Raw genomic sequence first — 22,997 nt, forward strand, 5'->3', positions numbered from 1 at the left:
CTACTATTTCATGAAAATACAATCCCACGTTTGGAGCGTTGGCGACCTCGCCCGAATTTCACAGGATGGAAAAAACATAAGTGCATTGCTGCTGGATACGAACCGCTTTGTCTGGATTGCAGAAAACGGGGCTTGCTGCCATTGTTCCCCAGAGCAAGCCGAGTTTATCTGTACGACCCCTTTGCGCTATCAATTCACCTCTTGGAAAGAGGTCTTAATAGATTTTGAGCTTGATTTTTTCAAGCCTTACTTTTTACTACACCGTCGATATGGAAAAGATTAACAAAGATGTTGACCACGATCAAAATCTAAGAGTGGCACTGGAATGGGCACTCAAGCAATGGGCGTCCCTCAGGGACGAATACGACCAAATCCCTGAAGATTTAAGGCAATTTTATGTCGATCAAATGGCTAGTGTCATGGAGGGCTTTTCTGATTGCGACTATAAAATTGAAGGCGATGACAACCTGAATGTGGACACTTTTTGGGTTTTTCTCTATCCGAACTACCTTGATCCCAACCCGAGCCTTGTATTATACACTCACCGAGCTTACGAACGAATTAATAAGCTGCCATTTTGGGCGAGTATCGCTCACAAAGTAGAAGATGAAAATTTCGCGTCGTTGGCTTGTCGCCCCCGAAAAACATTACCAGAGCACTCAATCCAATAATCCTCCGAATACATGAAAAAGTCTGATGTAAAAAAAATTAGAGAAGTATTGGCTTTTAATCTTTAACAAGTAAAAGGCCATTCCGATAGCTTATGCGATCAACAAAAAAGAATTTATGGGGAAGTGGAGGATACGTTGGAAACGAGATATCTTGATGGTATGGCAGTTGGATATAAAGAAGCCATTGCGCTAATTGATAAACTCTTGATCCAATAATCCTCCGAATGGCAAAGTCAAGTTGGTGCGGCTCGTGTCAGACCATGCAGACGCACACTGTATCGAAAATGTACTCACACCCTTCTGGCAGAGTCATTGGAACGAAATGGCGCTGCCAGGTGTGCAAAAAAGTTAATCAACAATTTTGGAAACAGTAAAAAAAACGTCCGATATGGAAAAATATAGAAATAAACGGGTCATGTACCGCCGTGGTGGAAAGTTCACTGGCCCACCATCACTAGAACGACTAGGCTTCGCAGTCAATACGGGGAAGCGCCAGTGTAATAATTGCGGTCACCAATGGTCGCCGATTCTGGTCACTGGCATTTGCCCTAGGTGTGAAACACAAGATTCATTTCCAGTAATTTAATCGTCCGAATGAACACTCCCATTTTAGACGCTTTTAATGCCTACCAGAGCAAATTAAGTGAGTTTGCCCAAACCATTAAAGCCCAGGTACGGGCCAAGTCCAGTTTAAAAAGAGTTCAGGAGGGTTTAGGAATAACAGCATCGATGTACTACCAGCGCCTTAACTATCCTCAGAATATTTCGATTGACGAAGTTAACGCCCTTTCCCGATTAGTTGATAATGATATACTTACACAAAAGCATACCGAAGCTGTTGAGTTAGGCAAGCAGATCGCTGGCTGCATTAATCAGGGCCTGGAAGATGCTGAAATTCCCATAACGTTTCTGTGCAAAAAGTTAGGTACAGACACCTCAAGTTTTTACCGGAAGCAGAAGGACCCCCGCCTGTGGAGCCAGACAGAGGTAGAACGAATTTCTCACATTGTAGAGACGATCAAAAGTCTTTGAACTCGTTTTTTTGCGTTTTATGAAAATGGTTGTCGAACTTCTCAATGGTGATCGGAAATAAATCATACAAGCACCGGACAATTCAATGGAACCTCAGGAAGACCCAAGCCTGGAACCCCTGAAATATTGGGCGGAAGAGGTTATTTATGAACATTATCAGGAAACCAATCCGGAGCTGGTGGCGGCAATCCGCTCTATGATCGCGATTGGACACCCCCCCGCTCAGATCGAAGATTGGGCAAAAGGACACATTCCGGATACCAGCCAGGTTGCTACCCATATTTTCATGATTGCCAACCTTTTACACCGGTCTCATTTTTCAAGAAATTAATGGAATTCGTACTTTATGAAATAAAGTTTACCTTTATAGTAAACTTTATTTCAATGGAAAAGCGCCAGCGTAAAGTATATGACAGGCAGGAATATGCCGAAAAGACGAACCAGCTACGCCAGCTATTGGCCCAGATAACACCACCCGAACTTGATCAGGCAACGCTGCAGGTGTTCGGAAATCCGGGTCCTTTGGTTCAGGTTCAATTGGTAGGGGCTGACGAAATGGCTTTGTTTCACGCCTTGTCGGATTTTGACTGCCGACTCATTAAATTGATCAATTTCGCGCGCCCAGCGATCCGGATTCATTACTACGAAAAGCACAAGTACTTTCTCGATAAAAAACCTGCGCTTGATGAAATCAAAGGGTATTTGTTCACCGAAATAGACACCCTGGAAGAAAAGTTACGTGAGAACCCGGACAGCATCAATGCCCACCAGAAACTTTCTCAACTGAAAGGGTGGATCAAACAGATCCACCACAAATCGTTTGCGATCAGCAATTATTACAAATTCTACCGGTACGACTATATCGCCTATAATTACTTGTCCTTTCAAGGCGTTGAAACGGCATCAACCCATTTGATCAAGCACACCACCAACCGCAAGAATGAAGTCACCATTGAGCGCACCAATGTTGTTTTTGTCGACCCTGAAGGCCTGTCAACGCCCACGAGTCACGACAATAAGCAGATCACGAAATACCTCGCTGAGTTTCCTGAGCAATTCGAGTTCCCCCGCTTTACGCTGTATGTTAAGTGATTTCGTCAGCAATGGTGATTGTCTGGCAAGTTAAGTTTACTATTATAGTAAACTTAACTTGCCAGACCTTATTTTTCCAGTGGTGGCCTGCAATGTCCATTACAGGCAATCAGAAAAGAAGCATGCTTTGCTAACCCATTCATCCCACCGGTTCGGCACTGTCGGCGTGGCTAGGCTTAATTATTACCAACAAGCATCTCTGCTTTTTTTAGGGCTATTGGTCCTGCCACGCATTTGTCGAATGCCGGAAAAAGTGGTATTTTTAATCTAAAAAAAATAGGTTTGTCAGATGACAATACATGCTCCTATTGTGCCGCCTTTTTACGTTATAACTGCTGATGGGATAACCGAAATGGCCATAATCGATCAGTGGGAATCATCGGGCAGAATCCTGGTTCTGCACGAAGGCGACCAGGGCGAATTCGCGGTTTCAGATTATCTAACCGGCCGACGGTGCAGCAGCCACAAACGCAAAGCGACCGCCAAAAGGCTAGCCGATGAAATGATGGCAAAAGCCCCTGGAAAGATCGCATCCGGAGAATTCAACTGGTCTGTTTACCCTGAGGTCAATTCGCCGGAATTCATCTCCGGCTGGAATGCCGCTCAAGATTTGTTGAGATCGCGGGGCAACTATTTAGCGGGCGTATTGCTGGCCTTTCAGCATCGTGACCGATCCATCAGGATACCTGTGGATTGACTAACCTGACAAAAAAGTCCGTCATAATGAATAGAATAGCCATTCGCCTTTTTTTTCCCTCCATCCTGCTCCTTATTCAGACGGCTTGTAAAAGAGTTGAGCCGCCAGGACCTAACATTTCAGTACCCACCCGTGATGCTCACCTGGCCCTGGGCAATCCCAGTAATGCAGGTACTCAGGAAAACAATTACCTCATCGAGCGATCCACCTATACCCTCAGCTACAACCGCAGCACCGGTATTGCCAATTGGTGTTCATGGCATTTGTCGTCAGCCTGGAAAGGGTCAGCCACCCGCTATTCCGGTGACTTCATTCCGGATCAGACTCTGCCGGTCGGATGGTACCCGGTACGGCATGCTGATTACACCAACACCGGCTACGACCGTGGCCACCTTTGCCCGTCGGATGACCGGGACTCGACGGCGGAAGAAAACCGCACCACGTTTTTGATGACCAACATCGTTCCCCAGGCTCCCCGCCACAACCGCGAAAGCTGGAATTTGCTCGAGGGTTATACTCGGAAACTTATTGCCGATGGTAACGAAGCCTACATTATTTGTGGAACATACGGACGGCGGGGAATTGGTGACAACGGAGCGTTCGAATCCATTGCGGACGGAAAAGTAACCGTTCCATCCGTACTGTGGAAGGTGATCGTTTTACTTCCCGTGGGAAACAATGACCTTAGAAGGATCGATGCTAAAACCCGGGTGGTAGCGGTTTGGATGCCCAACATCAATGCGGTTGGTGAACAACCCTGGATTGACTACCGGGTAAGTATCGATGAGATCGAAAGCCGAACGGGGTATGACCTCCTTTCCACTGTTCCGGATGCGGTGGAGCGGGTGATCGAGGGGCAGTCGGATAAGGTGACGGTGCAGGCCGTGTATGTTTATCCAAATCATGGTTGGTGAGGATTGGGTTTTGGTACATTTCTGGGTATAATTAAAAAAGGGTCCAAATTCGTCACGGCTTCATTGAAACAACATACCCATCAAGCCGATTGCCAAGGTCCGTAAAACAGATCAAAATTCCTTAGCGGAGCGCCCCGGCGGTCTCGTCGTCAATAAAACAACCCCATCATTGATTGTTCATGACAAAGCGAAGTGACCAACTCCCATACCGGAAGCACCCTTGTAGGTCATGCCCATTTCGTAAAACGTCCCCATCACTGAGTGCATTGGGCGACCGAATGGCCCAAATCGTAGCCAGTGACGCCCACACGTGTCACCAGACGCAGCATTTGCCCAATGAAAAGATGCTCCAATGCGCCGGGCACATGTTGCTCAAGAGCAATGAAAATTTGTTTGTCCAACTGGCGACCCGTCTGGGGTTTCGACTTGAGCTAACGGGAAGGGAATTGGTTTTCAATACACCAGATGAGGTAATTCTGCATCACTTTTCAGTCAGGCAAACCGGTCTGGGCAACGTTGATAATGAATAAAAAACCACTGATACTGTCGGTTTTGCTAACCGGCAGGAGATCGCATCGGTATTCAGTGAATCGATTCCGTAACGAGTGTTGTTTTCAGAAGGCTTTCTCAATACAAATCCCGTAAGTTAATCTGTTGAATATAAGGCAAAAGCGGGTCAGTACTTCGAAAAGAACGCAGATAAAGGATTTCGATGTTAGATTGGTGGTAAACGACTTCGACAAAAAAGCTATCCAGGGAATACAGAATATGGGTGCATTCGGATTCTTCCCGAAATGATAAACATATACCTGCATCCCACAGGTAATTAGCCTGTTCGTCTTCAAGTAATAGATTAAATTCATACAAGGTCTTGGGCACGGGAAGAATGGCTCTGGTGTCTGCTGTTTGGACGAAAATTGATAATGATTGTCACGCTGATGGTGAAGGAATTGCTAAATGCAACCTTGTTCCAGGTCAAGGTATTTCTACAAAATGGACGGATTATAATTGAAAACCGTAGAAAATTTGGTAGCCGCACCGAAAAAGCCAGATCGACCGCCCGGCGCTGCGCCAGATCGGGGGCCGTCGACGTCATGCCGGCATCATTTTTTCAGGCTACTACCAAAGAATATTCGGAAAGGATAGAAATGTCTACAATCCTTGCTGAAGATCCGCAGCTCCAACGGCCACCGACCGGCTGAATCGTAGACAATTATTCAGGCTCCGGATCCGCGCGTCAGGTGGCCACGCCGATCATTTGTCGAATACCACAAAAAGTGGTATCTTTAATCATACGATCAACCTGTTAATCAAGATGGTTCACACCCCACAGACCCCCGCGAAAAGTGACGAATTAATCAATCAAGCCCCTCTCTATACCTTTGCCGATGGTATTTTAGATGTGGCTTACGAGGAAATAGCCGAAGCAAAGGCCAATTGCTTTAGAGCTTGGTACCATGAGTTGATAACCAAAGAGGTAAACGATCTAGCGTATGATTACTTTCATTCCGACTACTTGAAAGTTGGCCGCATCCCTTATGAGGACCTACAAGAATTGATTGCCAGATATGCCAAACAGAATAAAAGCAAGGTTTATCAAATCGGGACATTAGAGGTTGCTTGTTGATGAGTGAGTTTCTGAAAGATCCGTATAATCGTAAGGTTTTTGATTTTGTTAAAGACAAATCTTTTCACCGCTCCCCTACCGATCAAGGCCAACCGTTAGCTATCATTTACGGAGCGCAGCCCGGAGCCGGAAAATCTGGTATCAAGGGTCATTTGATAAATGAATATCCGAACATTGCGGTTCTAGATGGGGATGAATACCGCAAGCTCCATCCCAATTATGAATCGATTGCCAGGAGTGACCCTGATAACATGCCCCACAAGACACAGCCGTTTGTGTATGAGTTGCTTGACCATCTAAAACAGTATGCCCACAAGCATAAAAAATCTTATGCCCTCGAAACGACTTTCCACGATGGGCCGAAAACCGAACAGACACTGGCCGAAGCCAAGCGGAACGGTTTTAAGACGGAGTTACACGTATTGGCGGTGAACCCTAAGATTTCGTACCTGTCTACCTTGTCACGGTATGAGATTGGCCAGCAGCAAGGTTCCGTAGGACGTTTGGTAGACAAGGAGATTCATTACGACCGCGCTAAGAAAAACGTAAACGCTCTCTCCTACTGTGTCAATAACAACGCGGCCGATTCGATTACGCTGTATCGACGTAGGGTAGCTGACCAGAGATCCAGCGTAACTATCTGGCAGAAAAACCCGAAAGAACCTGTGCAGGACTTTCTAACGGAGCGGACTCGGAGCCTAAAGCCCCAGGAGCAGGATTATTATAAAAAAGTGGCGCAGGACGTATTATCTCATATGGAAGGGAGGAAAGCCCCACCCGATCAAATCAATGCGTTTAAAAAGGATTTTAGCGACCTTCTGAGCAACCACCAGCAGCAGAAAGGATTATCGAAATAAATTAAGTTTTAGAAATGTATGTTGTATGTCTATTAGCAAAACTATATGATATAAGGTTTGTAAATTGTTTAAGAATTTATTTAGGGATGTATTGTTAGTAACTCATTATCCATTAGCCTATTATGGTGATAAATACATACTAATTATTATACTATTTTAAGTATGTCTTTGTTTCCTCTTATACATTTAAAAAACATACTGGTTTCTGTATAAAAAATGATATTTAAAAGTGAGGATCAGAAAATCGTTGGCATGAAGCTCCAACGTACAGGAGAGAATGGATCCTACTGCGTCGGTTTAGGAGCTGATTAAACATAGTCGTTCTCGATTCGATATGATTTGTTCTAATTGCTCTATACGTTAATATTCTTCCTTCCTCATCAGCCTGAGGATTCGTATTTCGAAATTTGGGCAGGAAATTTTCCGGAGGGCTCTGTTTAGGTGACTCTTTGGGATAGGAAATCTCACCTTATGGCCAGGGTACCTAATCGAGATGCTAAATAATACGATTGGATTCAACAGGATAACATTACGAAATATCCTCCCCTACCCTACTACTTAGATTTGACAAGTTGACTTCGAATAATGCGAAGGCACCTTTACAGAGGATCGGTAATGACCAGACCAACCTCTTTTTGTATGACTAAAGTAATACGTCTCGAATAATGCAATCCTGATATGGCATAACTTAAATCGTAACCTTTAAGAGTACTGAATGAGGGGTACTTTAAGAGGGGTAATGAAAGATTACAAAGGTTCGATGGCAATACCCTTCACACTGCTCGTCTTCACTATTTCAAAGTAATACACTACGTTTACAAGTAATTCTAGGGAGCATTAGGCTGGTATTTCAAAAAAATTCATGATATTGCTTGTCGCTTGAATTAGTAAAATCTAATTTGTTGAATACCATATTTGAAGTCAATGACTATTTAATTGTATTCTTAACAATTTGTATATGAATAGATTATGATAAAAAAAACATACTATTTTTAGTACTATTATAAGTATAATAAATAAAATTTTATTAATGTATAAAAAGATACTATTTTACTTACTAAATACAGTATTGATTATGGCTAATTTTTAATGTAAGAAAATATACTAATTTCAGTAAACTTTTAGTATTGTAGACCTGAGTTTTATTCTCATGAAAATTATACTAATTTGCATACTAAATGCTGTACTGAATAGCAAACTATTTACATAATTTAAAAAAATACTTGTTTTTATAGTATTTTTATACTAATTGCAGTACCTAAAAACCTACGAAAATGGTGATTGTTGTCGGTTCTCAAAAGGGTGGGGTGGGTAAAACCACCATCGCTACCAACCTGGCCGCCTGGCTCGTTTCCAAAGGAGCGGAAACCCTACTGGTCGACGCTGACGACCAGGGGAGTGCATCGGATTTCAGCGCCTATCGCGAACAGACGCGCGGTGCTACCGGTTTTACATTGGTCCAGATTACGGGTTCACTGGTTCGCAAACAGATCGAATCCCTGAAATCGAAATACGACCACATTGTCGTTGATACCGGTGGGAGGGATACCACCAGCCAACGCGCGGCCCTGTTTGTTTGTGATGTATTCCTGAGCCCGTTTAATCCGCGCAGTTATGACCTGTGGACCGTTACCAAGGTATCCGAATTGGTTGATGAAGTTCAATCGATGCGGCCGGCTCCAATGCTGGCGTATAGCTTTATTAACCGTGCCGACGTCAAAAGCCAGGATAATCGCCAGGTAAGTGAGGTTTTGCAAAGTTACGAAAGCCTGACCTTTTTACCGTTCCCGCTGGTAAACCGCAAAGCGTTTGCCAATTCCGCAGCCATCGGCCTGGCTGTGTTTGAGATGGAGGAACCTGATAAAAAGGCCGTCGCCGAAATGGAAGTACTTTTTAACGCTATTGTATATGCCGGTCACACCACCACCCAAAACACCTAAAAAACCGACCGAGGCCGAGATCGAGGCCATGATCAATCGTGGAGGGGCCATTGCCGCCGAACCGAAAGCGGTAGCCGCCGACGATCCAGATAAAGCCAAGTTTTTTAACTTGCGGCTTACGGTCGGTATCTTTAACACAATCGACAAGATGCGAGCCAAACGGCCCCGAAAACCCGGTTCTCCCAAGTTGGGTATTTCGACCCATGACTGGATTGTGGAGGCGGTACTTGAAAAATTAGAGCGGGAGAAACGCAAACACAAGGATAGCTAAAGGCGGAGGCCTAAAAACCGAAAGGTTGGGTGCACTCGATCATAACATTCATACGGATATTATGATCGAGTGCCTTCCCAGCTTTGCTTCCCGCAGCACCAAATTTTGTTCAAACAGTCTCACTACGACAAACCGAGTAGACAAAGGACTTCGCATCTGTCGCGGGGTGAACATCACTCAGTTTTTGTTCAAATCCATTTCTTACTGAACACGGCTTGTTTTTACCACACACTCCAAATTGACGAGTGTTGATTTTCAACACCTTGATAGGAGATTGGAATCAAGCGATCATTTCCTGATTCCGCAGAATAGAAGAGATTACTGCTTTCTAAGAATTACCGGTGAACCTCAGTAGATCTTGATTGGATACAATTCCGGGAATCCAAAGGCAATGGGAGGGCCTACCTGCCAAAGTGGCATACCACAACGATGGAAAATTGGTGGGAAAGTTGTCCGAATACCTTTTGTAACATTTTACAAACGACCGTTTGTGAAATGTTACAAATTCGTTTTACCTTTACTCACTCCGATTTGCACCATGAAGTACATTGCCTATTACCGCGTATCCACCCAGAAGCAGGGCCGTTCCGGACTCGGGCTCGACGATCAGCGAGACATGGTCCGGCGGTTTCTCAGGGTAGGGGAGGAGCTAGCCGGCGAGTTCACGGAAATTGAGTCCGGGAAAAAAAAGGAACGGCCACAGCTACTAGCGGCCATCGATGCGGCCAAGCAACACCGCGCCCGACTATTGATCGCCAAACTGGATCGGCTTGGCCGGAATGCATCCTTTGTGATGACGCTTCGGGATACCGAAGTGGATTTCGTCGCCTGTGATCTACCTGATGCGAATACGTTAACCATTGGCATCATGGCCAGCTTTGCCCAACACGAAGCCGAGCAGATTTCCAAGCGAACACGAGCTGCGCTGGCCCAGAAAAAAATACGAGGATTTCAGCTGGGTAAACCGGAGAACCTCACGGCCACAGCCCGTATTCGCGGCCAGGAAATTCGGATTCAGAATGCTATCCAGCATTTAGCCAATCGCCAGGCGGGAGAACTGATTCAATTGTATCGCCAGAAAGACCTGACATTTCGGGAAATCACGGCAAAACTCAATGAGAATGGGTATCGAACCCGGCGTGGTAAATTATTTTTCCCAATGTCGGTAGCGCGATTGTTGAAAAGGTATCTTTTCAAATAACCATTTAAAGTAATTTTGCACAAATTAGAGTCTAGCCTTAAATAAATGGTAACTCACCTTGAAACACAATTTCAAGACTAATATCAAAGGTGTAGGATAAGATGCTGGCAATGCTTGAAATTGACGATAAGCACGAAATTCTGACGTAGCTTAAAAATCGTTAATCAGGTATTTTGACTTAGACTCCATAAATAAGTTTATTGTATTTTCCGTAGATGAAAAATAATTGACGGTTTAATTACACTATGTTTTATTAGTTAACATATAAATGGTTATCAAACATCGCGTATGCTACTGGTTTCTGTGTACAGTAAACCCGTAAGCTGATGTATATTAAGAGATTACAACGAAATAAGAAAAATAGAAATTCGCTTATCTTTAAGCGACGGATCGTGGAAGTCTATCGAGCTGAAATAGCTCAGCCTGCCGACATTCAACGCTATCTACACATTTCCCTTACTGAGCTGCGCCAGCTAAACCGATGGTATTTTAAACACCGATTAGCCCCCTATCTGTATCCTCATAAAGCCTACAAAGCCATGAAGAAGCAAAACCAAGATGCCTATGTTAAAGCCCTGGAACGGCGCTTAGCGGCTACCGAAGAAGAAAATAAATTGCTTAAACTCAAAGCCGAAGCCTACCAGACGGCTATTCAAATTGCCGAAGAACAGTTGCAGATTCCAATCCTAAAAAAGTCTGGCACCAAACCCTCCAGCAACTGACTCGTCGCTATCCCCTGGTGGGCATGGAGCAGTTATGTGGATTGTTTGGTTTGACAAGGCAGGCTTGGTATGCGGCTACCCGGCGTGAAGAGAAAAAGGGCTTTCAGACCGATCTGGTTCTCCAGGAAGTCAAGCGGTTACGGAAGTTGATTCCCGGCTTAGGAACGACTAAGCTTTATGTGGTGATGGACGACTTTTTGACTCGTCATACCATCAAGCTGGGACGGGATAAACTTCATAACTTACTAAGAGAGAATAATTTACTGGTGCACCGAAAACGTCCCAGGGTGAAGACGACAGACTCCAGCCACGGCTTCTATAAGTATCCTAATCAGGTCAAAGACCTTAAGCCAGAGCGGCCCAATCGGCTCTGGGTAAGTGACCTGACGTACCTCCCGGTAGGTCCTGGCTTTGCTTATTTATCGGTGATCATGGACGGGTATTCGCGAAAAATCGTGGGCTGGTCATTTCATAAAACCTTGGAAGCAAAAGGGCCCTTAGCGGCTTTGGAGATGGCTTTAACCGAGCGTGGCGAAAGCGAGCAGGAGTTGGTTCATCACTCAGATCGAGGAGTCCAATATTGCTCGGGGGCTTATGTAGACCGGCTAAAAAAGGCTAGTATTGCTATCAGCATGACCGAGTCAGGTGACCCGAACGAAAATGCCCTAGCGGAGCGGGTCTTTCGGTGTCTGAAGGATGATTTTCAGTTGCGTGGGTTTCCGAGTTTTGCGGCGGCTCAAACCGCCGTGGAGCAGGCGATTGGTACATATAATTCGTTACGCCCTCATGGGTCGTTAAATAATTTGCCTCCCAATCAAGCGCATCAGAGAAAGGGGTATCATCGTTTAAAATGGTACCCGTATAAAAAAGTGCGGTACGGAAATGTGCACTATCAGGTAGATAAGCCCTTTTCTTCCCCTTTGTAAACCTATTTCAGTAGCATACGATGATTGCGTCCTGGATTTTTTTATACGGATAGATGCGTTTCGTCAGCATTGGCAAACCGCCTGAATAGGAGACAAAATCACACCAGGCGCGTCCTGTAACAAGTAAGCCGGTCTGAACTTGCAATAGATAATCTACCGGCATTTCATTGGTCAGAATGGTTTCGACTTGGTATTTCTGACGTCGTGATTTACATTCGATCTGGCCATCTTCACTGACTAAACCATCAGGCGAATAACCAAGCATAAAACCCCAGCGGTCATTTGTGATAAAGCCCATATCCTTGACTGGCACCTCAAAACCTTCTGAATACTTGATCCGTGCCAGAACTTCTTCTTCATTACCGCGCATCATATCATCGCTGACATAGGACGGTTCTACATACCCACTGATCCGCTGAGCCAGCAATTCATAGAGGTGGGTACGGGTCTTTTCATTGTCAGCGGTTTTGAATGTTGGCGTAACGATATGTTTCATCTCGCTGGCCGTCAAGATACCCCGACGCAGCTCAAACCATTCATCGCTGCCCTGGACAATGTTTTCGTAATATTTAATGGTCAATACAATCTCCTATAAAGTTGAAGGACAGGGGCCGGTGTGGTGTGCTACTAGTATTCTTTACCGGCTATTTTTACCTCTGGCCCTGTCCATAAGTTAGCTGCCAGCATTACAGGAAGACAGCTAACATAGAGAAAGGGTGGCCGCGCAAACGGCCATAGCCTGGGTTAAATACGATACGGCATTACAACGCCGGTAAAGCCCTTTGAACTGTAAACACGAATAGGGCTGGTCTTATCGATAAATACCGCTCTTAACCCTGAGTTTTTGCTATCAGAATGCAGGTTAGCAGCCTTTTGCATCACACCGAAAAGATTCCCATTAAATCCGATTTCGGTAATAGGTGCAGGTTCTGCCGAAGGAATAACTTGCTGATAATCTGGATATGTTCCATCAATTGGTGTGAAGCGATATTCTTTTAAGCTCGGGCCGATTTTCACAATTCCTTTTTGGAACTGCAATTCAATCGGCACAACATTTCCGTGAGTCTTACACTCCATTTTGACCATTGACAAGATAATTTTAATGTCATCTGTACCTAAAATAAATGGTTCAAGTTCTTCCGGAGCATCTGCGCCTGTTACAATCTGGATAATTGAATAACCGTCTGTGCCGGCTAATGCAATTTTGCCGTCGATGGCATGGAAATATACACCGCACAAATAATAACGGGTTTCTTCTTTGCTGGCGGCCAGTACCGTAGCGGCTAGGTCTTTAGGTTCGATTGTGAACATTCATTACTCCTGTGAATTAAAGGGATTTGAGGAAAGCAATCATTTGATCGCTCAGTTTCTTGTGTTTCCGACCGTGATAGTAACGGCGGATTTGTGTGGGGATCGAAATGTAGACGTTGTTAAACATCATCTGTGGCTCCTATCGTTGTTCCTGATACCAGTTATAGCACAACCCTTACAGCCTGTCAACATCTTTTTTACATCAATTGACGAAAAATTTTATTATTATTGATTTAACAAATTATTACTCCATAGCCATGAAACCAGAACAAGAGCAGAAAATCCGCGATTATGAGATGGATCTTTTTTGGAAAAAGAAAGAGCTGGAAGGTTATCAAAATGATTTAAATTATGACTTAATACATCAGACGAACCGTGAGATAAATGACATAAAAAACAATATTGATGATATTCGGATCAAAGCTCAACATGAAACAGAGAAATACAAACCCGTAAGTTGGACACTAAGAATAATTCAGCTAATCGTTTTAATATTTCTCTTTTGGTTCTTTAAAAATCTCCTTACTGAAGATACAGGGTATAAAGAGCCTCATGATCCTACAATCGCTACTACAGAACCTGGGATAGTAAAACAATTAGAGCAAGATTATAGAGAATTTTGTACAGAAGCCAATCATGGCGGTACACGTCATAAATTCTTAAAAATAGAATTTTTAAGTGTAAGAAAGTCATACATTGATACTGATACCTATGAAGTTGATTTGAGAATAAATGATAATGTGAGGGATAATCGGTATGTTAATGATGATTTTTATGATTATAGCTCTCGCGAAAAAACTTGGCAGAATTTTGTTTCATTTAGAAGAGTTCAACGGTTAGCCGAATACAATAAAAAAGTAATTCTGGTTCATCAGTTTCAGTCCGGTCAAGACACATCTGAACCTATAGTTACAGCGACAATACAAGGTAAGTAGATGGGCAGTTCCCACTATTACACTTTTCCCATCACTGACACGGCCGCCAAGTATTTAATTTGCCTTTTACAATTCATAGGGCCTACAAGCAATTGTACTTAATTTGCCACAAACACCTCACAATCAAATAATTAAACAATATTCTTTGACTTTTTGCACCACATTTGTATCTTTCTGTGTTATTATACCGAAAGGGTACTTTTTCTCATGGCCGAACAAACACGATATAGCAGCTTTGACGAACTGAAAGACAGTTCAACAGCGGTAGAGCAAGACCCTACCGTGGCGGCTGAACGCTATGTGCAGTTTGCCGAAGCCATGACCGTTTTGCGAAACGAATATATCCAATCCAAAACCTCCTCAGAGAATAACAAATTCGTAGGCAGGGCTGCTGTACATGGATTATCTTAGTATCATCCGCAACGTTTGCCGCACATTCAATGAAAATGCTGTTCACTACATGATAGTTGGCGGCACGGCTGTTGCCCTTCATGGTTACCAGAGACAGACTATTGGCAAGAATGGCCAGCCCACCGAGAAGGCAGATTTAGATCTTTGGTACAGGACTACACCTCAAAACCACGCCAATTTGCTTAATGCTATGGAGCAGCTTGGAAAGGATGTAACAGAGCATCGGAATGCCGAAGTCATCGACCTGGCACCGTTCCTACGCTTTGAATTTAAAGAATACACCCTTGACCTGCTGCCGAAACTAAAAACTCCCTTAAGATTCTGGCAGGCTTATGAACGGCGGCAAGCGTTCAAATCCGACGGCACTGAGATTGTGTTTATCAGTCTTGAAGACCTGATCCAGGACAAGCAGGCTACTGGGCGGCAAAAGGATCTGGATGATATTGAGAATTTAAGACGGATTAATTCTCCTAGAATTGAATAGCCTTCTCTTATCAAGATTTAATTCTTTGCAACCGTATAAGTGCAATAGCCAGCAATAATTTTGATGTTTAGCAAAATTTTGAGTAATTATTATCTCATCCTAAACATCAATAGACATGTGTAATTGTAATAACAATCAAAAGAATCAAACCTCGAAAACGGTTAGCAAATTTCTTTTAAAAAGTGAGAATAAGGACTCAAATGGAGTTGGCTTTTTTTTAGTCCCTGATCCAGAGGCTGGTATTCTTGAATTTAAAGTTGTTGTAGTAGAGAACATAGGGTTCAAAGAGACAGTAAAGCGTGGTCAAACTTGTGAGGCTTTTAAATTTATTCCATTTGGTATAGAATTGGAGACTGTTGATGGCAAACAAATTGTTATTGACCTGTGCATTAGTCCGTAATGAAGGCGATCTCTTTTTTGTTGAAGAAGGCCTGTACTAGCTTTGGATCTCTCTCCAAGCAGTTGACTTGCTCCATAACCGCTACCGTAAGTTCTTCCAGATCCGTAAAAACTTGGTTCTTTAAACTACGCTTCAACTGGCTCCAAACCAACTCGACCGGATTCAGTTGGGGACTATAGGCGGGTAAACGTTCCAAATGAATCCTGCCTGGACGCTCTTTCAAAAAAGCTTTTACCACTTCGCTGCGATGGATCGCTGCCCCATCCCAGATAATAACCATATCTCGTTTCCGATAACGCCCACACAGTTTATTCAGAAACCACACGATGTCCTCACTGGTAAATGACTGGTCCTGACCGGCTACATAGATCCGGCCGTTAGGCGCAATGGCGGCAATCAAGCTCAAATGAGTGCGGCCCGCTTGCTCCACTACTACCGGGGTCTGCCCACCAGGTGCCCAGGTGTGAGCTAATAAAGGCAGTAGATAGCACGCCGACTCGTCCACGTATAGAATGACCCGCCCTTCATCCTTGGCTTTTTTTGAGTGCGGGTAAGCGCTCTTCCCGCCAGTGTGCAACGGCCTGCGGGTCTTGCTGGCGGGCTTTCCGCTGTGGTTTCTGCCGACTCCAGCCGACCTTCTTTAGAATACGACCGATTTGGGAAGGGTCATAACTGATGCCAAATAGCTTTTTAACCACTTCATTGACCCGTGGGCGCGTCCAGACTGCCCCGTTAAAACCATGGTGTTCGGCTCCCTTATGGAGCTCGGTTACTAGTTGGCTGAGTTGTTCGACCGATAAACGGGCTGGTGCTCCTGTTCGTTTACCTTCCTGTAAGGCTGTCACTCCTTGCTCTCGGTATTTCTTCAGGGTTCGACTTACCCAAGGTTGAGTTAAGCCAAACGCCTGGGCAATCGCCAACTGCTGCCAACCAGCCTGACTAAGTTCAACACATCGTCGTCTTAGAGCTTCGTAATCGGATTGTTTATAGTTTGCCATGAAAGCAAAAGTAACTTACATAACAAACTTACTCACGTATCAATAATACAATAGATGATATTCAGAAAATAGATTGTCCTTATTGTACAGATAGTACTTATTGCCTTGGGGGATGTCTTTGCAGCTGGTGGTATGGTAACTGCTATAGATGGAAAGGAAGAGATTAGTAATAATTACAAATTGGAAAAGTACAAAAAATCACTACCTGTTATAGTGAAGCGATATTTGTACTTTTCCGTTTTCTATATAATAAATCTTACTATCATCACTGCCATCAATCTACGTAAAGGACAGCTTTAATTTTTTATCTATATGGCCCTTACCGATCGACAACAAAATGAAATCACATATTATCACCATCGTATTTCATTAAATAAGGCCAAAATAGTAGATCTGGAAGCTAATGCTAAAGCTTTATTACCTAAAGTAAATGATCTATCTATTGCACGAGAATACCTAATACATGGGGAAAACATTAGTAAACTAAAAGAAGAAAACAAGGATTTTGAAAGGCGGATAGCCGACCTTGAAAATTCAAATAGATAATTGACAACGGTACTTTTCTCTCATATGCTGTCTTTCGTGGCGGTCAGGTAGCTCCTGCAATGTCCAGACTCTCGGCTGGAGCCGCCCGCTCTTTCCGTCCGGGAGAGAAACCGAGAGGATAAAGTGACACAAGCATACCCTTTGCAATGGCCTACAGGCTGGCCAACTACATCAAGCTGGAAGCGTGCCCGCTCACGTTTTGTTGTAACGCAGGACAAGGCCCAGCGGGAAATAGTCAATGAGGTACAACGCCTCGGTGGTCAAAACCTGGTCATTAGTACCAATATCCAAATCCGCCGTGATGGATTGCCATACACCCGTCAAACCATGCTCGATGATCCAGGCGTGGCGGTTTATTTCATGCTGAACGGTGAACAGAAATGCTTTGCCTGTGATCGCTGGGATCTAGTCAAGGATAATATGCAGGCCATCGCTAAAACGATTGAAGCTCTGCGCGGTATTGAACGCTGGGGATCGTCCAAAATGGTGGAACAAGCTTTCCGAGGTTTCACGCCCCTGCCGGCTCCAACTAAGGAGCCGGCGTGGTGGGATGTGCTTGAGGTCCTTTCGGATGCCAGTATTGAGGTTATAAATGCCAATTATAAACGGCTGGCTCGTGATCGTCACCCCGATAATGGTGGTAGTCACCAAGCCATGTCAGATCTCAATGCTGCGCGTGACCGTGCACTGTATGGTCGCACATGACCGCTAAATCTGACCGTCACTGGTATCCGCGCTATCCTGGCGACTATGCCCGGAAGACCGCGCACCTGTCCCTGGTCCAGCACGGAGCCTATGCCTTGCTCATGGACTGGTACTACAGCAACGCCAAGCCCCTTCCCGATGACTGGGTGCAAATGCACCGGATTTGCAAGGCGATTGCACCCGATGAGCAACAGGCCGTGCAGACCGTTGTGCAGGAATTCTTTATCCTTAAGGATGTAGGATGGACTAATGAGCGAGCCGACGAGGAAATAGGCAAAAAGGCCAAAATCAGTGACTTAAGACGTGATGCCCAGGCTGAAAGAGAACGGATTAGGCTAAAAAACCTTGCAAGTGCAGGTGCAAAAAGGGGTGCAAATGCACCATCAAATGCACACACAACCACATCCACAACCACATTAGATAATACTAACGTATTATCTCCCCCTATATCCCCCAAAGCCCGTTCCGAATATTCTCCTGAGTTCGAGCAATTCTGGCAGACCTACCCGAACAAGACCGGCAAAGGCAATGCGAACAAAGCCTACCTGAACGCCCTGAAAACCCACAAGGAGCTTACCCATGAATTCCTTCTCGACCGCTCTGGCCAATTTGCAGCCGCTCACAAAGCAGCCGGAACCCCAGGCCAGTATATCCCCCATCCTGCAACGTGGCTTAACGGCTGCAGGTGGGAAGATGACATCAGCGGAATTACAAAGCGCCAGTCTGCCGCACCAGGAGCCCCTAACGCATGGGGTAGCCAGTTTAGTGCTCTCCAGTCTGCGACGGCTAAAATCTTGCAGGAAGGTGCTGGAGGTGTTCAAAACGGACCACCCGGATTATCCGAAAGGGTTCTGGACACGTCCGATAGTCTACGACTTACCCAATGGCGAAACCCCGGAAGCCTGGCGCAACTTCCTGATCTCAGCGATACGGCCGGCGGGCAAACCATTGATCACGGTCCTGCTGGCCCAGCTGATGGCGGAGAAACCGTTCTTTGATGCCGATGAAGCCCAGATCACCTACCGGCTGCAACAGCTCACCAGCGACCTCAGCCAGTACCCTTACCTGGCCATCTGGCACGGCATTGATGATGTGCGGACCGAGAACGTACGGCGTGGTTTTCCGGAAACCGGTGAAATCCTCAAAGCTGTACGGGATTGGGCGGAATATATCGCCGACACCTTCGAGTTCTTCGCCCACACGGTTGAGCAATCATGATCCGGCTGGTAAAACGATGGCTGTTCATGCGAAAGGTCAGGAGGACCGACTTGGCTAAAAAACATGAATACGAACTGTCGAAGGCTGTGCATAACTGGGTACAATATACGTTGCGACGTTCCGGTGTTCCGATCCTACACTTCCATATGAAAAACGAGGGCAAGCGCGATGCTCCGCAGACCTGGGTTGAGAAAGCTTTGGGTATTGTGCAGGCCGGATGGACTGATAGCACCTTCCTGATCAGCGCGCCGGGTAAGCCGCAATTGATCATCATGGTCGAGTTGAAGGTTGGTAAAGCGTCCATTGCGGCCGATCATCTTCTTTCAGACAATCAGGTCATTTTCCGGGATACGATCGCTAAACCAATGGCAATCCCGCATTATGCCGTCGCAGCTCGGACACCGTTTGAGCTGATCCCAATGCTGGCCAAAATCCTGTGCTGGCATATGGATCGGGCGGGGTATGATACGCGGAATGTTTGACTCTCAGGTAAAGGTTAAAACCTTAAATGTTTCTTTATCAGTTCCCTACTATGGCTTCCATCACTTACACCAAGACCAAGAACCGACCTTTTGCCTGTAAAGCCATTGTAACTTATTTTAAGTTCATAAAATAAGTACCTTTCTTTCATAAGACCATAAAGTCCAGACATATTAGGCTTAGCAGGACCATGTTCTCTTAACGTTGAAATTGCTGTATATGCATTCCTTGCAAGGCCTATCTTATTAAGATGTAAAGCATTTCCAGCTGCTTTTGCAACAGTAAGCAAGAGTTTTTGATTTTTATTTTTAATGAATGCATCGTCTTTTGCATTGTATTCTTTCCATTCCTGATCTTTCAAGTCTCTCCATTTAAGGTAATCTGCGATAACATCATCAGGAACGGTCATCCAAGTGCACCAATGTCGATAGTTTTTATACCCCTTTAAAAAGCGGGTTAACTGGTCGTAATCATCGACTATACCCATTCTTCTCTTCTCAGTTATATTGCCAATAACTACTTCTACCGTCTTGATATTATAGCCTATTCCAAACATGATTTCCCCGATTTAAAAGCCAGAAAGTCACCCTTCATTTACTTAGCTTACTAAGTGCGAACTAAATATACTTAAAATCCTATATATAAGCCTTTCCGGTCTATTGATTACCATGCTAATCTGGCTTCAAAGCCAAAAACCCGAACCTCCTGCTATGGCAATCCATAAAATTTTATCGTTTTAGGACTGTATAAAAACCCGCTTGCTAGCTCTACTTAACGTGTGGTAATCTGGCCACATGGCGAAGAAACCCGATAAAGGCACCCTGAAAGATAAGTAGAAGCGGTTCTGTCAGGAATACATCGTTGATCTGAATGCTACACAAGCTGCCATACGATCTGGATATAGCCCAAAAACAGCCTATTCGATTGGTAATGAAAACCTGAGCAAACCTGAAATACAGGAATATATTCAGGAACTCATGGGAAAACGTTCCCAACGCACTCAGGTTACCGCTGATATGGTAATTCGTGAACTAGCACGGATTGCCTTTGCAGATCCCCGGCAAGTGATGGATTGGAACGATGGCGGTGTTAGTCTGCGTGATAGTTCCGTGTTATCCGATGACGACGCGGCTATCATTTCCGAGATCAGTTTTAAGCCCGGCCAGTTCGGTACAGCCAAAAAGGTTAAACTAATCGATAAGCTGTCCGCTCTGGACAAACTTGGTCGGCACCTGAAGCTATTTGGAGCCGATAGTTTGCCAGGCGATGACGAACCAGTACCGGTGAAAGTGGTCGTCGAAGTCATCGATGCCAGTAAGAAAAAATCAGATGCCGACGCTTAACGTCCCCCAGGCGCGGTTTCTGGCCATGCCACAGAAGTTCCGGGGCTTCATCGGTGGTTTCGGTACGGGCAAGACCTGGGTGGGCTGTGCGGCCTTGTGTCAGCATCACTGGGAGTTCCCCAAGGTCAATTCTGGCTATTTCGCCCCGACCTATCCCCAGATCAAGGATATTTTCTTTCCGACCATTGAGGAGGTAGCCTTTGACTGGGGCCTGAAAACGAGGATCAAGGTTACGGATAAGGAAGTCAGCCTGTATTCCGGCCGACAGTACCGTGGCACCATCATTTGCCGGACGATGGACAATCCGTCGAATATCGTTGGTTTCAAGATCGGCAAGGCTCATGTCGATGAGATCGATGTGATGGAAGCCGAAAAGGCTCAACAAGCCTGGCGAAAGATCATTGCCCGTATGCGCTACAATGTGCCGGGCCTGAAAAACGGGATTGACATCACCACAACCCCGGAAGGATTCAAGTTTGCCTATGAACTGCTGGTCAAAAACCCTAGGGAAAAACCATCACTGGCTGATCTATATGGAATGGTGCAGGCCAGCACTTACGAAAATGAAGCCAACCTACCAGACGATTACATTTTCTCCCTTTTCCAGACTTACCCATCCCAACTGATCGATGCCTATTTGCGTGGCCAGTTCGTCAACCTGACGGCCGGCAGCGTCTATCCAAACTTCGACCGCTTCCTGAGCCATACCAACGAAACCATGAACGATGGCGAGGATCTGGAAATCGGGATGGATTTCAACGTCATGAACATGACGGCCATTATTAACGTAATCCGGAACGGCAAGCCACGGACGGTTGCGGAATTGACCGGTGTGCGGGATACACCGACCATGGCGCGGATGCTGAACGAGCGTTACAAGCAACCAGGCCGTGCGATCCGTATCTATCCTGATGCCAGTGGCCAGGCCCATAAATCGGTCAATGCGTCGGAAAGTGACCTGTCGATCCTGCGGCAAAATAGTTTCACGGTTGTGGTTGATAGCACAAACCCGGCTGTTAAAGATCGTGTCAATGCGGTCAATGCCATGATCCTCAATGCCAAGGGTGAGCGCCGGTGGTTGGTCAATACGAAACTTTGCCCGCGCCTGACCGAAACGCTCGAGCAACAGGCTTACGACAAAAACGGGGAACCTGATAAGGAAAATGGTTTAGATCACCCGAATGATGCGCAGGGGTATTTCATTTGTAAGAAATGGCCGATTGTTAAGCGGGTGATTGGTCGTGCTAGGATGGCTGGGGTTTAATTTATCTTACCGATAAATAGGCCATATCTATCTGAAAATCACATAGTTACATCAATAACAATGACCTTAGTCCAGAACGGGGGCACAGAGGTAAGACTTTTTTTCCATTTTTAAAAAAATCTTTTGAAATATTTTTGATAAAAATGGTGATGACGCTACAAGAAGACTTATCAACCCGCCAGAGTCGTTAAGAAAAGAAGTAATATCTTTGACTTGGGTAAAGTCCATGTCTGGCAGATTTATGAAAGGAAAACGATTGTAGTAGCGCTATAAGTTCCTGACACAGTGGTTTTTTGATTTCTATGTGCTTAGGGTATGGGCATAAAAAAAGGGCCTGAGCCCTTCATTATTCCGACTATGCTGCCTTCCGGATTATATCTGCCAAAAGCTGTTTATCGTTTTGGAGATGCACCTTGTCTTCTTTCAATGATTTAATTAAATCGTCTTTTTCACCTATTTTTTCCTGAGACACACCCAATTGCTTCTTGAGATTTTCTATTATGGCTTCAAATTGCGAATTGTCAGCCGGGGTTGGAATTTCGGCTGGTTCGGACTTTATTCCCGTAAATAGATAGTTAATATCAAATTCTTCGCCATAACCCAGTTTAACTTGACACAGTGTATCTACAGCGGGCCTTGTTCCATTGAGACAGTTGCGGAAAACTTGCTCATTGCAACCCGTTTTGTCAGATACGGCCTTCATACCTCTTTCTGTAAAGAACTGGATAAACCGGTCGCGAACCTGGGCGCTGTAGTCCCGCGCTTCGTCACTTGTGCCTTTAGTATTCATATCTTTGTTATTTTTGTTTATTTGTTTGAAAATTTATTCATTTAATTCTTTTTTACAAAGATATTAATAAATATCTCAATTAAATAATTTGCAAGTTTTCGATTTTCCGCTATCCTGCCTCATCAGCACACAAGGGCGCGGAATGGCTAAAGGCAAACGATC

At 44.9% G+C, this 22,997-nt stretch carries 32 protein-coding genes and 1 pseudogene; 27 read left to right on the forward strand and 6 right to left on the reverse strand.

The window, feature by feature from the left end; all coding sequences use genetic code 11:
* The first annotated feature begins 10 nt into the window (after positions 1-10).
* The 16 genes from ACS5NO_RS32060 (at position 11) to ACS5NO_RS32135 (ending at position 11,950) form a co-directional block, all read left to right on the forward strand.
* Complete coding sequence (locus tag ACS5NO_RS32060; protein WP_439418884.1) at positions 11-283, forward strand: hypothetical protein; 273 nt, start codon at positions 11-13, stop codon at positions 281-283.
* A complete protein-coding gene (locus tag ACS5NO_RS32065) occupies positions 270-671 on the forward strand; it encodes a hypothetical protein (RefSeq protein ID WP_439418885.1) in 402 nt (133 codons plus the stop codon). The genes ACS5NO_RS32060 and ACS5NO_RS32065 overlap by 14 nt, the downstream gene beginning before the upstream one ends.
* Before the next feature lie 594 nt (positions 672-1,265).
* Positions 1,266-1,703 carry a hypothetical protein gene (locus tag ACS5NO_RS32070; RefSeq protein WP_439418886.1) on the forward strand — a complete coding sequence of 146 codons (438 nt, stop codon included), beginning with the start codon at positions 1,266-1,268 and terminating at the stop codon, positions 1,701-1,703.
* Positions 1,704-1,788: 85 nt separating this feature from the next.
* Positions 1,789-2,034, forward strand: coding sequence for a hypothetical protein (locus ACS5NO_RS32075; protein WP_439418887.1), 246 nt, complete (start codon positions 1,789-1,791; stop codon positions 2,032-2,034).
* Between the two features lie 53 nt (positions 2,035-2,087).
* A complete protein-coding gene (locus tag ACS5NO_RS32080; protein WP_439418888.1) occupies positions 2,088-2,795 on the forward strand; it encodes a hypothetical protein in 708 nt (235 codons plus the stop codon).
* A gap of 352 nt (positions 2,796-3,147) precedes the next feature.
* Positions 3,148-3,492, forward strand: a complete 345-nt coding sequence (locus ACS5NO_RS32085; protein ID WP_439418889.1) for a hypothetical protein — start codon at positions 3,148-3,150, stop codon at positions 3,490-3,492.
* A gap of 26 nt (positions 3,493-3,518) precedes the next feature.
* The gene (locus ACS5NO_RS32090; protein WP_439418890.1) at positions 3,519-4,406 is read left to right on the forward strand and encodes a DNA/RNA non-specific endonuclease; all 888 of its coding nucleotides are present in this window, start codon (positions 3,519-3,521) and stop codon (positions 4,404-4,406) included.
* 179 nt (positions 4,407-4,585) lie between these two features.
* Positions 4,586-4,936, forward strand: a complete 351-nt coding sequence (locus ACS5NO_RS32095; RefSeq protein ID WP_500684154.1) for a DUF6283 family protein — start codon at positions 4,586-4,588, stop codon at positions 4,934-4,936.
* Between the two features lie 393 nt (positions 4,937-5,329).
* On the forward strand, positions 5,330-5,608 hold the full coding sequence (locus ACS5NO_RS32100; RefSeq protein ID WP_439418892.1) for a hypothetical protein: 279 nt from the start codon (positions 5,330-5,332) through the stop codon (positions 5,606-5,608).
* A 113-nt stretch (positions 5,609-5,721) separates the two neighbouring features.
* Positions 5,722-6,033: a hypothetical protein gene (locus ACS5NO_RS32105; protein WP_439418893.1), complete on the forward strand. Its 312-nt coding sequence runs from the start codon at positions 5,722-5,724 to the stop codon at positions 6,031-6,033.
* Positions 6,033-6,890: a zeta toxin family protein gene (locus ACS5NO_RS32110; RefSeq protein ID WP_439418894.1), complete on the forward strand. Its 858-nt coding sequence runs from the start codon at positions 6,033-6,035 to the stop codon at positions 6,888-6,890. The genes ACS5NO_RS32105 and ACS5NO_RS32110 overlap by 1 nt, the downstream gene beginning before the upstream one ends.
* Before the next feature lie 1,274 nt (positions 6,891-8,164).
* Positions 8,165-8,830, forward strand: a complete 666-nt coding sequence (locus ACS5NO_RS32115; RefSeq protein ID WP_439418895.1) for an AAA family ATPase — start codon at positions 8,165-8,167, stop codon at positions 8,828-8,830.
* Positions 8,799-9,101, forward strand: coding sequence for a hypothetical protein (locus ACS5NO_RS32120; RefSeq protein WP_439418896.1), 303 nt, complete (start codon positions 8,799-8,801; stop codon positions 9,099-9,101). The genes ACS5NO_RS32115 and ACS5NO_RS32120 overlap by 32 nt, the downstream gene beginning before the upstream one ends.
* Before the next feature lie 538 nt (positions 9,102-9,639).
* A complete protein-coding gene (locus tag ACS5NO_RS32125; RefSeq protein WP_439418897.1) occupies positions 9,640-10,302 on the forward strand; it encodes a recombinase family protein in 663 nt (220 codons plus the stop codon).
* Between the two features lie 392 nt (positions 10,303-10,694).
* The gene (locus ACS5NO_RS32130; RefSeq protein ID WP_439418898.1) at positions 10,695-11,024 is read left to right on the forward strand and encodes a hypothetical protein; all 330 of its coding nucleotides are present in this window, start codon (positions 10,695-10,697) and stop codon (positions 11,022-11,024) included.
* A 23-nt stretch (positions 11,025-11,047) separates the two neighbouring features.
* Positions 11,048-11,950, forward strand: a complete 903-nt coding sequence (locus ACS5NO_RS32135; RefSeq protein WP_439418899.1) for an IS3 family transposase — start codon at positions 11,048-11,050, stop codon at positions 11,948-11,950.
* A gap of 7 nt (positions 11,951-11,957) precedes the next feature.
* On the opposite strand, the gene ACS5NO_RS32140 is transcribed toward ACS5NO_RS32135, so the two are convergent.
* Positions 11,958-12,530, reverse strand: a complete 573-nt coding sequence (locus tag ACS5NO_RS32140) for a lambda exonuclease family protein (protein ID WP_439418900.1) — start codon at positions 12,528-12,530, stop codon at positions 11,958-11,960.
* A gap of 164 nt (positions 12,531-12,694) precedes the next feature.
* Complete coding sequence (locus tag ACS5NO_RS32145; RefSeq protein WP_439418901.1) at positions 12,695-13,261, reverse strand: DNA polymerase III subunit beta family protein; 567 nt, start codon at positions 13,259-13,261, stop codon at positions 12,695-12,697.
* 257 nt (positions 13,262-13,518) lie between these two features.
* Here ACS5NO_RS32145 and ACS5NO_RS32150 point away from each other — a divergent pair, with 257 nt between their 5' ends.
* The 4 genes from ACS5NO_RS32150 (at position 13,519) to ACS5NO_RS32165 (ending at position 15,491) form a co-directional block, all read left to right on the forward strand.
* A complete protein-coding gene (locus ACS5NO_RS32150; protein WP_439418902.1) occupies positions 13,519-14,196 on the forward strand; it encodes a hypothetical protein in 678 nt (225 codons plus the stop codon).
* Positions 14,197-14,403: 207 nt separating this feature from the next.
* A complete protein-coding gene (locus ACS5NO_RS32155) occupies positions 14,404-14,607 on the forward strand; it encodes a hypothetical protein (protein ID WP_439418903.1) in 204 nt (67 codons plus the stop codon).
* Positions 14,594-15,091: a hypothetical protein gene (locus tag ACS5NO_RS32160; RefSeq protein ID WP_439418904.1), complete on the forward strand. Its 498-nt coding sequence runs from the start codon at positions 14,594-14,596 to the stop codon at positions 15,089-15,091. The genes ACS5NO_RS32155 and ACS5NO_RS32160 overlap by 14 nt, the downstream gene beginning before the upstream one ends.
* 115 nt (positions 15,092-15,206) lie before the next feature.
* Positions 15,207-15,491 (forward strand): hypothetical protein, encoded by a 285-nt coding sequence (locus ACS5NO_RS32165; RefSeq protein ID WP_439418905.1) that lies wholly within the window; start codon positions 15,207-15,209, stop codon positions 15,489-15,491.
* On the opposite strand, the gene ACS5NO_RS32170 is transcribed toward ACS5NO_RS32165, so the two are convergent.
* Positions 15,481-15,996, reverse strand: coding sequence for an IS630 family transposase (locus tag ACS5NO_RS32170; protein ID WP_439418906.1), 516 nt, complete (start codon positions 15,994-15,996; stop codon positions 15,481-15,483). The two genes, ACS5NO_RS32165 and ACS5NO_RS32170, sit on opposite strands and share 11 nt — an antisense overlap.
* 19 nt (positions 15,997-16,015) lie before the next feature.
* A complete protein-coding gene (locus ACS5NO_RS32175; RefSeq protein WP_439418907.1) occupies positions 16,016-16,489 on the reverse strand; it encodes a winged helix-turn-helix domain-containing protein in 474 nt (157 codons plus the stop codon).
* 312 nt (positions 16,490-16,801) lie between these two features.
* Between ACS5NO_RS32175 and ACS5NO_RS32180 the strand changes: the two genes are divergently transcribed.
* The 5 genes from ACS5NO_RS32180 to ACS5NO_RS32200 all read left to right on the forward strand — a co-directional run bounded on the left by ACS5NO_RS32180 (position 16,802) and on the right by ACS5NO_RS32200 (position 19,440).
* Positions 16,802-17,035, forward strand: coding sequence for a hypothetical protein (locus tag ACS5NO_RS32180; RefSeq protein WP_439418908.1), 234 nt, complete (start codon positions 16,802-16,804; stop codon positions 17,033-17,035).
* Between the two features lie 123 nt (positions 17,036-17,158).
* Positions 17,159-17,740 (forward strand): hypothetical protein, encoded by a 582-nt coding sequence (locus ACS5NO_RS32185; protein ID WP_439418909.1) that lies wholly within the window; start codon positions 17,159-17,161, stop codon positions 17,738-17,740.
* Entirely contained in the window at positions 17,737-18,738 is a 1,002-nt protein-coding gene (locus tag ACS5NO_RS32190; protein WP_439418910.1) for a YdaU family protein, read from the forward strand. Before ACS5NO_RS32185 ends, ACS5NO_RS32190 begins: the two co-directional genes overlap by 4 nt.
* Positions 18,689-18,958 carry a hypothetical protein gene (locus tag ACS5NO_RS32195; RefSeq protein WP_439418911.1) on the forward strand — a complete coding sequence of 90 codons (270 nt, stop codon included), beginning with the start codon at positions 18,689-18,691 and terminating at the stop codon, positions 18,956-18,958. Before ACS5NO_RS32190 ends, ACS5NO_RS32195 begins: the two co-directional genes overlap by 50 nt.
* On the forward strand, positions 18,955-19,440 hold the full coding sequence (locus ACS5NO_RS32200; protein WP_439418912.1) for a hypothetical protein: 486 nt from the start codon (positions 18,955-18,957) through the stop codon (positions 19,438-19,440). Before ACS5NO_RS32195 ends, ACS5NO_RS32200 begins: the two co-directional genes overlap by 4 nt.
* A gap of 14 nt (positions 19,441-19,454) precedes the next feature.
* Here the strand turns inward: ACS5NO_RS32200 and ACS5NO_RS32205 are convergent, their stop codons facing one another.
* Positions 19,455-19,994: a hypothetical protein gene (locus ACS5NO_RS32205; protein WP_439418913.1), complete on the reverse strand. Its 540-nt coding sequence runs from the start codon at positions 19,992-19,994 to the stop codon at positions 19,455-19,457.
* Between the two features lie 292 nt (positions 19,995-20,286).
* On the opposite strand from ACS5NO_RS32205, the pseudogene ACS5NO_RS32210 reads away from it, so the two are divergent.
* Both ACS5NO_RS32210 and ACS5NO_RS32215 read left to right on the forward strand, forming a co-directional pair.
* Positions 20,287-20,781 (forward strand): annotated as a pseudogene (locus ACS5NO_RS32210) (terminase small subunit); the annotation flags it as partial.
* A complete protein-coding gene (locus ACS5NO_RS32215) occupies positions 20,768-22,045 on the forward strand; it encodes a terminase large subunit domain-containing protein (protein ID WP_439418914.1) in 1,278 nt (425 codons plus the stop codon). The pseudogene ACS5NO_RS32210 and the gene ACS5NO_RS32215, both read left to right, overlap by 14 nt.
* 355 nt (positions 22,046-22,400) lie before the next feature.
* On the opposite strand, the gene ACS5NO_RS32220 is transcribed toward ACS5NO_RS32215, so the two are convergent.
* A complete protein-coding gene (locus tag ACS5NO_RS32220; RefSeq protein WP_439418915.1) occupies positions 22,401-22,835 on the reverse strand; it encodes a hypothetical protein in 435 nt (144 codons plus the stop codon).
* Positions 22,836-22,997: the final 162 nt, after the last annotated feature.

It is taken from the genome of Larkinella fluvii, from assembly GCF_051857545.1.
Classification (GTDB): domain Bacteria; phylum Bacteroidota; class Bacteroidia; order Cytophagales; family Spirosomataceae; genus Larkinella.